The following is a 14,000-nucleotide window of genomic DNA, read 5'->3' as shown; positions in this document are numbered from 1 at the left end:
TTTAACCTGTATTCTTTCTCTTGATATTGGCTAAATTTTGGACAAGACCTTTTAAAGCGCGACATCCACAAACAGTATAACTCCAACAGTGATCTTCTTTAAGAAGGGAGACAAATATGGAAAAGTTAAACATTGCCGGCGGTGACCCCTTGCGCGGGACCGTACATATTAGTGGTGCGAAAAATAGTGCTGTGGCACTGATTCCTGCCACGATTCTCGCTGATTCTCCAGTAACCATTGAAGGCCTTCCGCATATTTCAGATATTGACACATTACGAGATCTGTTAGAAGAGATTGGCGGAAAGGTCACATTTGAAAAAGGTGAGATGGTTGTCAATCCTGCCTCCATGATCAGTATGCCGCTTCCTAATGGGAAAGTGAAGAAACTACGAGCATCCTATTATTTAATGGGCGCCATGCTCGGTAGATTCAAGCAGGCTGTCATTGGATTACCAGGAGGATGTCACTTAGGACCTAGACCGATCGATCAGCATATCAAAGGCTTTGAAGCACTTGGAGCCGAGGTGACAAACGAACAGGGTGCGATTTATTTGCGCGCTGAAAAATTAGTCGGAGCCCGTATTTATCTTGATGTTGTCAGTGTAGGTGCGACCATCAACATCATGCTGGCAGCCGTGCTTGCTGAAGGGAAAACAGTGATTGAAAATGCCGCAAAAGAACCCGAAATTATTGATGTAGCGACACTGCTTGCAAGCATGGGAGCTAAAATCAAAGGTGCGGGGACGGATGTGATTCGGATCGAAGGTGTGGAATCTCTTCATGGCTGCAGGCATTCCATCATCCCTGACCGCATAGAAGCAGGTACATTTTTAATTGCAGGTGCAGCGATGGGGGATGAAGTTGTGCTTGATAATGTGATCCCAACTCATTTAGAATCAATTACGGCGAAACTTAGAGAGATGGGATTCACAATTGAAACAAGCAACGATCAAATGCTGATCGTTGGCAGAAATGAAGGACTCAAGCCTGTCGATATCAAAACCCTTGTGTATCCGGGCTTTCCGACTGATCTTCAACAGCCGATGACGGCTTTGTTAACAAAAGCGAAAGGCACGAGTGTCGTGACAGATACCATTTACTCTGCCCGCTTTAAACACATTGACGAATTGCGTCGAATGGGTGCTAACATGAAGGTGGAAGGAAGATCTGCCATTATTACAGGTCAAACGCAGCTTCAAGGTGCAAAGGTCAAAGCAAGTGATCTGCGAGCAGGTGCTTGTCTCGTTGTTGCAGGGTTAATGGCAGACGGTGTGACCGAAATCACAGGGCTTGAACATATAGACAGAGGATATAGTATGCTTGAGGAGAAGCTTGAAGGCTTGGGTGCAACCATCTGGCGTGAAAAGCTGAATGACCAAGAAATAGAAGAACTTCAAAATTCATAAGGCTTTGACTGTGAGAGGAGATTTGGACAAAAATGGAAAGAAGTTTATCGATGGAACTAGTACGGGTGACAGAAGCAGCTGCATTAAAATCTGCTCGTTGGATGGGTAGAGGTTTAAAAGACGAAGCGGATGATGCTGCAACAAGTGCCATGCGTGATGTATTTGATACGATTCCGATGAAGGGAACTGTGGTCATCGGCGAGGGAGAAATGGACGAAGCGCCAATGCTTTATATTGGGGAAAAGCTTGGAAACGGATATGGACCTCGCGTGGATGTTGCTGTTGATCCATTGGAAGGAACAAATATTGTGGCAAGCGGTGGCTGGAATGCTTTAGCTGTTATCGCTGTTGCTGATCATGGCAACTTGCTGAATGCACCTGATATGTACATGGATAAGATCGCAGTAGGTCCAGAAGCGGTAGGCTGCATCGACATTGAAGCGCCTGTCATTGACAATCTTCGTGCTGTTGCAAAAGCAAAAAACAAAGATATTGAAGATGTTGTTGCGACAATTTTAAACAGAGAGCGACATGAAAAGATCATTGCTGAGCTGAGAGAAGCTGGAGCAAGAATCAAGCTGATCGATGATGGTGACGTTGCAGGAGCCATTAATACAGCATTTGATCACACAGGTGTTGATATTCTATTTGGTTCAGGTGGAGCGCCTGAAGGTGTCCTTTCTGCTGTTGCGCTTAAAGCACTTGGTGGAGAAATCCACGGTAAGCTTCTTCCACAAAGTGAAGAAGAGCTGAGACGCTGTGAGAAAATGGGGCTGGATGTTGGAAAAGTCCTCAGAATGGAAGACCTCGTGAAAGGCGATGACGCCATTTTTGCAGCGACAGGTGTAACAGATGGCGAGTTATTAAAAGGTGTTCAATTTAAAGGCTCTGTTGGAACAACACATAGTGTTGTCATGCGTGCGAAATCAGGTACTGTTCGATTCGTCGATGGCAGACATAGTTTAAAGAAAAAACCGAATCTTGTCATTCGTCCGTAATCTGAAAGCGGGTATTCTTTACCCGCTTTTCATATAGGTGTCAAATATATATCATTTTCTTTTTAAAGTTGAATATTCCCTGCAAATGAGGTAAAACTAAAGAGTGCTGCGAAATTTTCTGCGAATTTACTTCTTTTAAGCTTCAACAAGTTTAAATACTGCCGCATCATGACGATATACTCATTATCCTTCTCTATGTTGACAAAGCTCAATTTCACATTGTTCCTATCTTTACGATAAAACGAGTGTGAGCGTTACCATGAGAGCGAGGTCATTCCAACAAAAACGGAATTAAAAGCTAATCAAATACAATAGTCATGCATTCGTAATGAAATACATTGACTAGAAAAGTGTGGTGTCCATATTGAAAGATGTTTCGATTTCATCTTTGGAAAATATGAAATTAAAAGAGCTGTATGAGTTAGCAAAAAAGTACAAAATCTCTTATTACAGCAAACTAACAAAAAAAGAATTAATTTTTGCTATCTTAAAGGCAAACGCTGAGCAAGAGGATCTCTTATTTATGGAAGGGGTTCTAGAAATTATTCAGTCAGAGGGATTTGGTTTCTTAAGACCAATTAACTATTCCCCAAGCTCTGAAGACATTTATATTTCTGCTTCACAAATCAGACGCTTTGATTTAAGAAATGGTGATAAGGTGTCTGGAAAGGTACGACCTCCAAAAGAGAATGAACGCTACTATGGCCTCCTTCATGTCGAAGCGGTAAATGGGGACGACCCAGAATCAGCTAAGGAACGTGTTCACTTTCCTGCACTCACGCCGCTATTCCCTGATCGTCAAATGATTCTTGAAACACAGCCTAATCACCTGTCTACTAGAATTATGGATATGATGGCACCAGTTGGGTTTGGACAGCGTGGTTTAATTGTTGCACCGCCTAAGGCTGGGAAAACCATTTTGCTCAAAGAAATTGCCAACAGCATCTCTGAAAATCATCCAGAGGCAGAACTGATTGTTCTTCTTATTGACGAACGTCCAGAGGAAGTAACAGATATCGAACGTTCTGTTGCAGGGGATGTCGTTAGCTCAACCTTTGACGAAGTACCGGAAAACCACATTAAAGTAGCAGAGCTTGTATTAGAGCGTGCGATGCGTCTAGTTGAACATAAAAAAGATGTCATCATCTTAATGGACAGCATCACAAGGCTTGCTCGTGCATACAACCTTGTCATCCCGCCAAGCGGTCGAACGCTTTCCGGCGGTATTGATCCAGCGGCTTTCCACCGTCCAAAACGCTTCTTTGGTGCTGCGCGTAACATCGAAGAAGGTGGGAGCTTGACCATTTTAGCTACTGCACTTGTTGATACGGGGTCGCGTATGGATGATGTGATTTATGAAGAGTTTAAAGGAACAGGAAACATGGAGCTCCATTTAGATCGTTCTCTTGCAGAAAGAAGAATTTTCCCAGCCATCGACATTCGTCGTTCCGGTACAAGAAAAGAAGAACTGCTTGTGCCTAAAGAACATCTTGATCGTCTATGGGCGATGAGAAAATCAATGTCAGATACACCTGATTTCGCTGAGAAATTCATGCGCAAAATGAGAAAAACAAAGACAAACCAAGAATTTTTCGATATTTTAACGCAAGAGTGGAAACAAGCAAATATGTCTGCATCAAGAAGATAGCTTCCTGAAAAAATACATTTGCAATCATAGACTCACACTGTTATAATTTTATCATGTGCGTTTCAGAATTTATTCTGAGATATTAACTCTGTTTCCGAATTGGATTCAGGGCGGAAGGAGATGACAGTAGATGAAAACAGGAATTCATCCTAACTACAAAAAAGCTACAGTCAAATGCGCTTGTGGAAATGAGTTTGAAACTGGATCAGTAAAAGAAGAGGTACGCATCGAGATTTGCTCTGAGTGCCATCCTTTCTATACAGGCCGTCAAAAATTCGCTTCTGCTGATGGACGTGTTGACCGCTTTAACAAAAAATACGGTCTTAAGTAATAATAGATACAATAAACAGGCAGGAATCCGTTCTTGCCTGTTTTTTTACGTGGATTGATGGAACTTTAAAACGGGGGAGAAGACCTTATGTATGTGATGAAACAAAGCGGTTGGCTTGAAGTCATCTGCGGAAGTATGTTTTCTGGAAAGTCGGAAGAATTGATTCGGAGAGCCAAAAGAGCCACCTTTGCCAAACAAGAAGTAAAAATATTCAAACCAGCGATTGATAACCGGTATAGCACAAGCTCAGTTGTGTCACATAACGGTTCATCCGTCGATGGGATTGCAGTAACCTCACCAAAAGACATAATAACGCACATATCAGAACGAACCGATGTCATTGGCATTGATGAGGTGCAATTTTTTGATGAGACAATCATTGATATTGTCACTCAGTTGGCTGATAAAGGCTACCGAGTCATTGTTGCAGGCCTTGATCAAGACTTCAGAGGAGAGCCATTTGGTGTTGTTCCACATTTAATGGCATGTGCAGAGCTTGTAACAAAACTTCAAGCAGTTTGTTCGGTATGCGGCTCCCCAGCGAGTAGAACACAACGCTTGATCGACGGTAAACCCGCATCCTATGATGATCCCATTATTTTAGTAGGTGCGCAGGAATCATACGAAGCACGATGCAGACATCACCATGAAGTACCAAAACTAGATGTTGGTACAACACTTGACAATTAAAAAAATAGCAAATGCCGCTGTGTTTCGTTTTTCGAGTTTTTGGCTGAACACCCATCATTTGTACTTAAATAAATTAAATAACGCTACGAAAAAATTATCTAATTTTCAACGCTTGCGTTTTGGTATAAGCAGGCATAAAATGACTAACTGTAGTGTAAAGCATTTAAACGAAAAGTTCGATTTCTTGTCATAATTTTTTTGATTAAGGATTTTTCTCCTTGATCGTTCTTTGTATTAATAGTTCACTTTATTTATATTTTAGAAAGAGGGTAGTTTTTGATGAACAACGTGAAGAAAACAAAAGAAGGGTACCTCGAAACCACTTTGACAGGTAAAGATGTATTATCGATTCCAACGTTGAACAAAGGCGTTGCTTTCTCTGAAGAAGAAAGACAAGAGCTTGGACTAGAAGGATTACTTCCTCCAACTGTTCTGACTTTAGAACAGCAAGCAGAGAGAGCATACAAACAATTTCTAGCTCAGCCAGATCGTCTTCGTCAAAACGTATACTTAAGTGATTTGCAAAACCGTAACGAAGTATTATTCTATAAGCTTCTAACGGACAAGCTTCGTGAAATGCTTCCTGTTGTTTACACACCAACTGTTGGTGAAGCGATTCAAGAATACAGCCATGAATACAGAAGACCTCATGGTGTCTACCTTTCAATCGACAACATTGACGGTATTGAGAAAGCATTTGAAAACTTACATGCAACAGCAGGCGACATCGACCTCATCGTAGCAACTGACTCTGAGAGTATTCTTGGAATTGGTGACTGGGGTGTTGGTGGTATCAACATCGCAATTGGTAAATTAGCTGTTTACACGGCTGCAGCAGGGATTGATCCAAGCCGCGTGATTCCAGTTGTATTAGATGTTGGAACTAACAATGAGAAATTATTAAATGATCCATTGTACATCGGGAACCACCACAAACGTGTACAAGGTGAAAAATACGAAGAGTTCATTGATGCGTATGTCAAAGCAGCACTTAAATTCTTCCCGAAAGCATTGCTTCACTGGGAAGACCTTGGAAACAAAAATGCGCGTAACATCATGAAAAAATACAACGACAACATCTTAACATTTAATGATGATATCCAAGGTACTGGTGCCATTACTTTAGCGGGTGTTCTTGCAGCTGTCAAGAAAACTGGTACTCAATTGAAAGATCACCGTGTGATGATTTTCGGAGCTGGATCAGCTGGAATCGGAATCGCCGATCAAATGCGTGACACAATGGTTCTTGAAGGTCTAAGTGAAGAAGAAGCAAACAATGCATTCTGGACGTTAGACTACAGAGGATTGCTAACAGATCAGTTTGAAGATGAAGTGCTTGATTTCCAAAAACCATACCTTCGTTCTTCTGATGAAGTAGAAGGCTGGGCACGTGATGAAAAAGGACAAATCTCATTTGCTGAAGCTGTTCGCAAGGTGAAGCCAACCATTCTTATTGGTACATCAGGTCAAGGCGGCGCATTCACTGAAGAAATTATTAAAGAAATCGCAGCTCATACAGAGCGTCCAGTGATCATGCCGATGTCTAACCCAACTCCACTTGCTGAAGCAGTACCGGAAGATCTATTCAAATGGACAGACGGTCGTGCGCTTGTTGCAACTGGAAGCCCATTCGAAAATGTCGAGTATAACGGAATTGAACATGAAATCGGACAATCAAACAATGCGTTCGTTTTCCCTGGACTTGGTCTTGGTTCAATCGTAACGGAATCAAAAATTATCACAAAAGGCATGTTCGTTGCTTCTGCAAATGCGATCGCTGAAATGGTTGATCATGAAAAACCAGGCGCTGGACTGCTTCCAAGCATTGATAAATTGCAAGAAGTATCAATCAAGGTAGCTGTTGAAGTAGCAAAAGCAGCAATTAAAGATGGTGTCGCAAGAAGAACACCTGACAACATCGAACAAGCTGTGAAAGATGCTATGTGGATTCCTGAATATAAAAAAATTGTAAGAGCATAATAAAATGTGTAACGCGGCATTGTTTCGGGTAATGTAAGCAATGCCGCTATAAAATAAGAAACATGTAAAGGATTCAAGGAGGAATAGTAAGATGGACTTTTTAAATATTTTGATCCTCCTAGCACCGATTTTTTTCGTTATCGCGCTGGGTTGGTTCGCAGGGAACTTCGGCAGCTATGACGCTAAATCTGCAAAAGGTGTAAGTACACTTGTTACAAAGTATGCTTTACCAGCGCACTTTATCGCCAGCATTCTGTCAACACCAAAAGATAAATTCTATAGTCAAATTCCATTTTTCGTTGCATTGATTCTCGGAATCGTAGGCTTTTATATCATTATCCTTTTAGTTACGAAATTTGCTTTTAAATATGATTTAACAGATTCATCTGTTTTCTCATTAAACTCAGCACAACCGACCTTTGCATTTATGGGGATTCCGGTCTTGGGCAGTTTATTTGGGGCTCAAGAAGTTGCAATTCCGATTGCTATTACCGGAATAGTTGTAAATGCATTGCTTGATCCAATTGCTATTATTGTGTCAACTGTCGGTGAAAAAACAAAAGGAAAAGCCAAAGACGGCGAAAGTTTCCTAAAAATGACGACGAAAGCGATTTTACACGGCTTATCAGAGCCGCTTGCGCTTGCACCGTTAGCAAGTATCATTCTTGTTCTTTTAGGATTTAAACTTCCTGAAATCGGACATGAAATGCTAGAGGAAATTGGAAGTGTGACATCAGGGGTTGCGCTCTTTGCAGTCGGTGTCACAGTCGGTATCCGCAAGATTAAACTGAGCTTACCAGCTTTCAGTATCGCATTGCTCAAAGTAGCTGTACAACCGTTACTTATGTATTTCATCGCCATTCTTATGGGTCTTTCGGCGGATGAAATTACAAAAGCTGTATTGCTTGTTGCCTTCCCAGGTTCAGCTGTTGCGGCCATGATCGCCACTCGATTTGAGAAACAGGAAGCAGAAACAGCATCCGCATTTGTGATCAGTGCGATCATGTCACTCATTACATTACCAATCATTATTGCACTTACCGTATAATATAGTAGAAAGGCTGCCTCGTTAGGCAGCCTTTCTTAGCGAAATGAATGAAACAGAGGGAAGAGTGCACGCTTTTTTTTCATTTCGGGGTGTGCCTTTTCCTTTTCTTCTTCTTTTGATGGTTTTGGTTTTGTCAATGCGGCTGTGAGGCGTTCTAATTTTGCAGTTAATTCTTCAATTTCTCTTCTGTGCTGGAGGAGCTGGTAGGAAACGCCTTCATCTGCTTTCTTAGCGAGTTTCCGTTCTAATTCTTGAAAACGGGCTTCAATATGACTGACATGTGATTGCTCTTGAAGGAGCTGTTTCACTTGTTCTTCTAAGGCTTCTATCCGTTTTGATGAGTCAGAAGTTTCTACAGTAGGTGATAATTGCTGGGCGGTTTCTTCATGGATCGGCAGTCTAATGTCATGGAGAATCACACCTTCGTTCATTTGGTGTTGGACCTCTTTGAGCAGCTGGACAATGTCATCATGAAATTCATAATGTCCTAGTTCATTCCGGGCGACAGGGATGTTGAGCTGTTTGACCCAGCGCTGAATGGTTTTTGAAGATACACCAATTTCCTTTGCAACCTCATTTGTATTCAAACCAAATGCCCTCCCTTTTTTCAATTACAAGTACCATTCTCTTTCGTGAGCATCCGTTCCTTCACGTTAGACAAAACAAGTAACCAATCGCCAAAGATCGTGTTTTCTAGTGAAAAATTGCAGAAAATCAATTGTTTTGGAAATTTTTTTGACTGTCATACCCCGCTATACTATAATTAGACTGTTACGCACAAAACAGAGGTGAAGACCATGTTAGACCGTTTAAAATCAATTGAAGAACGCTATGAAAAGCTAAATGAATATTTAAGTGACCCTGAAGTGGTGAACGACCCTAAGAAGCTTCGTGAATATTCGAAGGAACAATCTGATATTCAAGAAACTGTTGAGGTATATAGACAATATCGTGCGGCATATGATCAGCTAAGTGATGCGAAAGCCATGCTGGAAGATAAGCTCGATGCCGATATGCGCGACATGGTCAAAGAAGAAATTTCAGAGCTCACAGAGGAAACAGAACGTTTAGAAGACGAGCTAAAAATCTTACTCATCCCGAAAGATCCGAATGACGATAAGAACGTTATTGTGGAGGTTCGTGGTGCAGCGGGCGGAGAAGAGGCTGCGCTGTTTGCAGGAAACCTGTACCGTATGTACAGCCGTTATGCTGAAATGCAAGGCTGGAAAACGGAAGTCATGGAAGCGAGTGTCACTGGAACTGGCGGTTATAAGGAGATCATCTTTATGATTAGCGGTAAAGGTGCATATTCTAAACTAAAGTTTGAAAACGGTGCACACCGCGTGCAGCGTGTTCCTGAAACTGAGTCAGGCGGCCGTATTCATACATCAACAGCGACAGTTGCTGTATTACCAGAGGCTGAGGAAGTTGAAATTGATATCCACGAAAAAGATATTCGTGTGGATACATTCGCATCAAGCGGACCAGGGGGACAAAGTGTTAATACCACAATGTCTGCTGTTCGTTTGACTCACCTTCCAACAGGTGTAGTGGTTTCCTGTCAGGATGAGAAATCACAAATCAAAAACAAAGAAAAAGCGATGAAAGTTTTGCGTGCGAGAATTTATGATAAATTCCAGCGTGAAGCACAAGCTGAATATGACCAAACCCGTAAATCTGCTGTTGGAACAGGGGATCGTTCAGAGCGTATCCGTACGTACAATTTCCCGCAAAACCGCGTGACGGACCACCGCATTGGATTGACGATTCAAAAGCTTGATCAAATTTTAGAAGGGAAACTTGACGAGGTCATTGATGCATTAATTATGGAAGACCAAGCAAGAAAACTTCAAAATGCAAAATAAAGAGCGAACGATCTTTGAAGCCCTTAAATGGGCTTCTTCTTTGTTAACGGAAGCGGGCAGAGACCAAAACGCAGCAGAGTTAATGTTGATGCATGTGCTTGGATGGAGCAGAAGTGAACTTCTTGCCCGTTTTCATGATCCACTGCCAGAGGAGCAAGATTCACAATTCAGCGAGTTCGTCGCGCAGCACAAGCGTGGAGTGCCTGTGCAGCATTTAACGGGTGTTGAATTTTTTTATGGGCGTCCTTTTGAGGTAAACAAACACGTTCTGATTCCTCGTCCTGAAACGGAGGAAGTGGTGCTGGCGGCATTAAACATGATGAATCGTGTGTTTCCTGATGATCAGCCGCTCAAAGCTGTTGATGTAGGAACAGGTAGCGGTGCAATTGCGATTACGTTAGCTCTTGAAAAAGAATCTCTCACTGTGACAGCGACGGATATTTCACATGAAGCACTTGAAGTAGCAAAGCGAAATCAAGAAGCGCTTGGTGCAGACGTTCATTTTGTCCAAGGGGATTTACTTGAACCGATTATGGCTCAAGGCATCAAAGTCGATGTGTTTATTTCCAATCCTCCTTATATTGCGGCAGAAGAAATGGATGGTTTATCAGAGGTTGTCACAAAGCATGAACCTGTCAATGCGCTGACAGATGGGCGTGATGGCCTGTGGTTTTATGAGCGTATCGCTTGTGATCTCCACAAGGTACTTCATCAGCAAGCGGTGGTTGTCTTTGAAATAGGACATACACAAGCAAAAGATGTAAAAGCGCTTCTTTTGCAGGCGTTCCCTTCAGCTGATGTTCATATCATCAAGGACATCAACGGAAAGGATCGAGCGGTTTGCGCACACATTCAAAACGGAAGTCCGGCTGAATAAAGTCGGACTATTTTATTATGTAAAGATGAAACTTATGGTAAAAGGGAAACGTATATATAGAAGAATGAACATTCTGATCATGATTTTTTACATAAATTTGTTTTGAAGGAGCGAATGGTGTGAACAGAAGGTATGCGATGGTGTTGGTCATCGTCAGTGTACTATTGATTGTGAGTGCTTGCGGTAAACCGAGCTTTAAAAAAGAAGCAGCAGCATTTGGGGAAAACTATAAAAAAGCACAATACACAGTGAATCGAACGGATGACCTATCTGACATGAAGGAGAAGTTGAAGGATTATTTAACCGAGCATGAATATCAAGAATATACACAAGACAGCATGTTTCCAAGTGTATTAGAAGCAGCAAAAGATCAAGATTGTCAAATTAAACTGAAAAAAATTACGTTTACACCTTCAGATGAAAGCGATGACAGGATTGAATTTGACTATGAAATGATCATTCAATTTATTGACCATAAAGGAAAGGTCAAAAAGGAAATCGAGAAAAAAGGCGCAATGACAGTCATCAAAACAGATTCGGGTTTAAGAATCAGCCGAGATTGGGATGGGAGATTGTACCCTTCCGATTACCAATCCTCACTAAAAAGCCGTTCATAAGTTGAACGGCTTTTTGCGTGCAGGAGAAATGTTGATTCGCTCCCCTCATAAAGAGGCTGACCTCATAATCTATTAAAAAAATCATTTTTGCTGTTTACGAGATGCGTTTCCTGGACACAATGTTTTTAGCGAAGAGAAAAAGTGGGGGGAACACATCATGTTCAAAAGTAAAATGATGATTTGTCTTTATATGTTTCTATTATTATGTGGTGCTTTTGCAAACCTTGGAAAAGAGGAGACGGCAGCTGCATCTGCCAATCAGCCTATTGTGATTCCAGATGAAGCCATTCGTTTACGCATTTTAGCCAACAGTGACCGGTCGGCAGATCAAGATGTGAAACGAAGTATTCGAGATGAGGTCAATGCCAATATAACGGAGTGGGTGAAAGACCTCACATCCATTGAAGAAGCTAGACGTGTGATTCGTTCAAAGCTTCCAGACATCAATCGTATTGCCAAAGCAAAATTAAAGGAACAACACATTGATCAATCCGTATCGGTCAGCTTTCAAAAAGCCTCATTTCCAACAAAGCTATATGGCAACTTTGTTTATCCTGCTGGGAAATATGAAGCCATTTTGATTACGTTAGGGGAAGGAGACGGAGCCAATTGGTGGTGTGTGTTATTCCCACCTCTCTGCTTTATCGATTTTTCAAACGGAGAAGCGATCGCCTCACCAGAAGGAGATGATAAAGAGCAGGTAGCCGCAGAGCCATCAAATGAATCTGTCAATGAAGTGGTAAAAGAAGAAGAGACGGGTGAAGTGAAATTCTTTCTGTTCGAATGGGTCTCTAGTCTTTTCTCTTAAAAAAGGTCTAAATCTGTTTTTGCCTCATAGAGTTGAAGTAAGAGAACAAAAAGAGGTGAAAGCATGTATTATCAATTAAGAATAGCGACAGAAGAAGATGCCCCGGCCATTAATGCTTTTCTTGAAAAAGGCCAAGCAAAAGGCGGGGTGACGATTGCAGAGCGTACGTCATTTGTGGTCATGGAAGATGCAGACGGTGAGCTTGCAGGCTGTTTAGGTCTTGAACGACTAAATGAACAAGAAGGATTGTTAAGATCACTTGTGATATCAGATAAACTCGGCCAAGGGCATATCGTTTCTTTGTTCCAAAGTGTTCAAACGCTAGGGGAAAAACAAGGTGTGGACACCTTTTATGTTGTACCCAATCACTCCTCCTCGCATGATTTTTTAGCGCTGATGGGTTTTACGCCTATAGAGGAAATCCCAGAAAGTGTGTGGGTATCTGCGCATGCTAAAGAGTCGTTGGGAAAAGAGCAGGCGGTTGTGCTACAAAAAACAGCTAGTTAATCACAAAACACCGGACTTATTCACATACTTATCCACTGTAAAACAAGCGTTATCCACAAATTGTGGACAACGCTTGTTTTATTTAGCATCATCTTTTATACTTTCAAAAGGATAATTGAGATATATCAACAGTTTTATCTTTTTTAAAAGGAGTTTGTATGATGTTAAATACAAAAAGGTGGTCTGTGGATTTAAAAAAGGATTTATCCACATACTATCCACAAATTGAACAAGCAGCTCTGTTGTTGCGGCAGAATGAAGTGGTCGCTTTTCCGACAGAAACGGTGTATGGACTAGGGGCAAATGCAAAAGAGACAGAGGCTGTGAAGAAAATTTATGAAGCGAAAGGACGCCCAAGTGATAATCCATTGATTGTTCACATTGCGGACGTTCAACAGCTTCATGAATTTGCGCAAATAGAAAATGAAAAAGTAACAGCGCTGATGGATGCCTTTTGGCCAGGCGCTCTCACCATTGTTCTACCTTGTAAGCCGGGCACATTATCAAAGCAGGTGACGGCAGGTTTAACGACAGTAGGCGTAAGAATGCCTGATCATCCTGTTGCGCTTGAACTCATCCGAGCAGCTGGTCTGCCAATTGCCGCGCCTAGTGCCAACCGTTCGGGAAAACCGTCGCCGACACTTGCGGATCATGTCGCGAGTGATCTTGATGGGAAAATTGCTGGCATTGTCGATGGTGGTTCAACAGGTATTGGCGTGGAGTCAACGGTTGTATCCTGTATAGAGGAGATTCCAGTGATCTTAAGGCCGGGCGGTATTACAAAAGAAGCGTTAGAAGAGGTCGTAGGAACGGTCAACATGGATCCAGGGTTGACGAAAAAGGATGAGGCGCCAGTATCGCCGGGAATGAAATACACACATTATGCACCTGAAGCACAAATGTATATATTTCATGGAAGTGATGAAGACATGCAGCTGCACATTCAGAAGTACCGAGCTGAAGGGCTAAAAGTAGGTGTGCTGACAACAGAAGAAAAGAAGGAATGGTTTGCGGCAGATGTTATCTTTAGCTGTGGATGGAGAGAAAAGCCTGAAACGGTTGCGGCAAACTTATATCGTGTGCTGAGACAATTTGATGAAACGGATGTAGACTTGATCATTTCAGAAGCCTTCTCAGAGCAGGGAGTTGGTTCTGCGATCATGAACCGTCTGCAAAAAGCGGCAGGAGGGCGCACTCTCTCTTCATTCAAATAGTTCTAACCTCT

The 14,000-nt window shown here is 42.0% G+C and carries 14 protein-coding genes; 13 read left to right on the top strand and 1 reads right to left on the bottom strand.

Features of this window, described 5'->3' with window-relative positions:
• Positions 1–116: 116 nt before the first annotated feature.
• The 7 genes from N521_RS03485 (at position 117) to N521_RS03455 (ending at position 8,101) form a co-directional block, all read left to right on the top strand.
• On the top strand, positions 117–1,406 hold the full coding sequence (locus N521_RS03485; protein WP_007497673.1) for a UDP-N-acetylglucosamine 1-carboxyvinyltransferase: 1,290 nt from the start codon (positions 117–119) through the stop codon (positions 1,404–1,406).
• A gap of 32 nt (positions 1,407–1,438) precedes the next feature.
• Entirely contained in the window at positions 1,439–2,404 is a 966-nt protein-coding gene (glpX, locus tag N521_RS03480) for a class II fructose-bisphosphatase (protein ID WP_007497670.1), read from the top strand.
• A 364-nt stretch (positions 2,405–2,768) separates the two neighbouring features.
• Positions 2,769–4,052, top strand: coding sequence for a transcription termination factor Rho (rho, locus tag N521_RS03475; protein WP_007497667.1), 1,284 nt, complete (start codon positions 2,769–2,771; stop codon positions 4,050–4,052).
• Positions 4,053–4,182: 130 nt separating this feature from the next.
• Positions 4,183–4,383, top strand: a complete 201-nt coding sequence (rpmE, locus tag N521_RS03470) for a 50S ribosomal protein L31 (protein ID WP_003215407.1) — start codon at positions 4,183–4,185, stop codon at positions 4,381–4,383.
• 87 nt (positions 4,384–4,470) lie between these two features.
• The gene (locus N521_RS03465; RefSeq protein ID WP_007497666.1) at positions 4,471–5,073 is read left to right on the top strand and encodes a thymidine kinase; all 603 of its coding nucleotides are present in this window, start codon (positions 4,471–4,473) and stop codon (positions 5,071–5,073) included.
• Positions 5,074–5,352: 279 nt separating this feature from the next.
• The gene (gene malS, locus N521_RS03460) at positions 5,353–7,053 is read left to right on the top strand and encodes an oxaloacetate-decarboxylating malate dehydrogenase (protein ID WP_024718762.1); all 1,701 of its coding nucleotides are present in this window, start codon (positions 5,353–5,355) and stop codon (positions 7,051–7,053) included.
• Between the two features lie 91 nt (positions 7,054–7,144).
• The gene (locus N521_RS03455; protein WP_007497662.1) at positions 7,145–8,101 is read left to right on the top strand and encodes an AEC family transporter; all 957 of its coding nucleotides are present in this window, start codon (positions 7,145–7,147) and stop codon (positions 8,099–8,101) included.
• Positions 8,102–8,136: 35 nt separating this feature from the next.
• On the opposite strand, the gene racA is transcribed toward N521_RS03455, so the two are convergent.
• Positions 8,137–8,688 (bottom strand): chromosome-anchoring protein RacA, encoded by a 552-nt coding sequence (racA, locus tag N521_RS03450; protein ID WP_035389804.1) that lies wholly within the window; start codon positions 8,686–8,688, stop codon positions 8,137–8,139.
• A gap of 210 nt (positions 8,689–8,898) precedes the next feature.
• Here racA and prfA point away from each other — a divergent pair, with 210 nt between their 5' ends.
• The 6 genes from prfA to N521_RS03420 all read left to right on the top strand — a co-directional run bounded on the left by prfA (position 8,899) and on the right by N521_RS03420 (position 13,989).
• Positions 8,899–9,966, top strand: coding sequence for a peptide chain release factor 1 (gene prfA, locus N521_RS03445; RefSeq protein WP_008343422.1), 1,068 nt, complete (start codon positions 8,899–8,901; stop codon positions 9,964–9,966).
• Positions 9,956–10,843 carry a peptide chain release factor N(5)-glutamine methyltransferase gene (gene prmC / locus N521_RS03440; RefSeq protein WP_035389803.1) on the top strand — a complete coding sequence of 296 codons (888 nt, stop codon included), beginning with the start codon at positions 9,956–9,958 and terminating at the stop codon, positions 10,841–10,843. Before prfA ends, prmC begins: the two co-directional genes overlap by 11 nt.
• A gap of 137 nt (positions 10,844–10,980) precedes the next feature.
• Positions 10,981–11,460, top strand: coding sequence for a hypothetical protein (locus tag N521_RS03435; RefSeq protein ID WP_035389802.1), 480 nt, complete (start codon positions 10,981–10,983; stop codon positions 11,458–11,460).
• Positions 11,461–11,617: 157 nt separating this feature from the next.
• On the top strand, positions 11,618–12,268 hold the full coding sequence (spoIIR, locus tag N521_RS03430) for a stage II sporulation protein R (RefSeq protein ID WP_035389801.1): 651 nt from the start codon (positions 11,618–11,620) through the stop codon (positions 12,266–12,268).
• Between the two features lie 63 nt (positions 12,269–12,331).
• A complete protein-coding gene (locus N521_RS03425) occupies positions 12,332–12,775 on the top strand; it encodes a GNAT family N-acetyltransferase (protein ID WP_035389800.1) in 444 nt (147 codons plus the stop codon).
• A gap of 161 nt (positions 12,776–12,936) precedes the next feature.
• Positions 12,937–13,989, top strand: a complete 1,053-nt coding sequence (locus tag N521_RS03420) for an L-threonylcarbamoyladenylate synthase (RefSeq protein WP_080964928.1) — start codon at positions 12,937–12,939, stop codon at positions 13,987–13,989.
• The last annotated feature ends 11 nt before the right edge of the window (positions 13,990–14,000 follow it).

This window comes from Bacillus sp. UNC125MFCrub1.1 (assembly GCF_000701305.1).
Classification (GTDB): Bacteria; Bacillota; Bacilli; order Bacillales; family Bacillaceae; genus Bacillus; species Bacillus altitudinis.
This window is presented reverse-complemented; position numbering and strand designations above follow the sequence as displayed.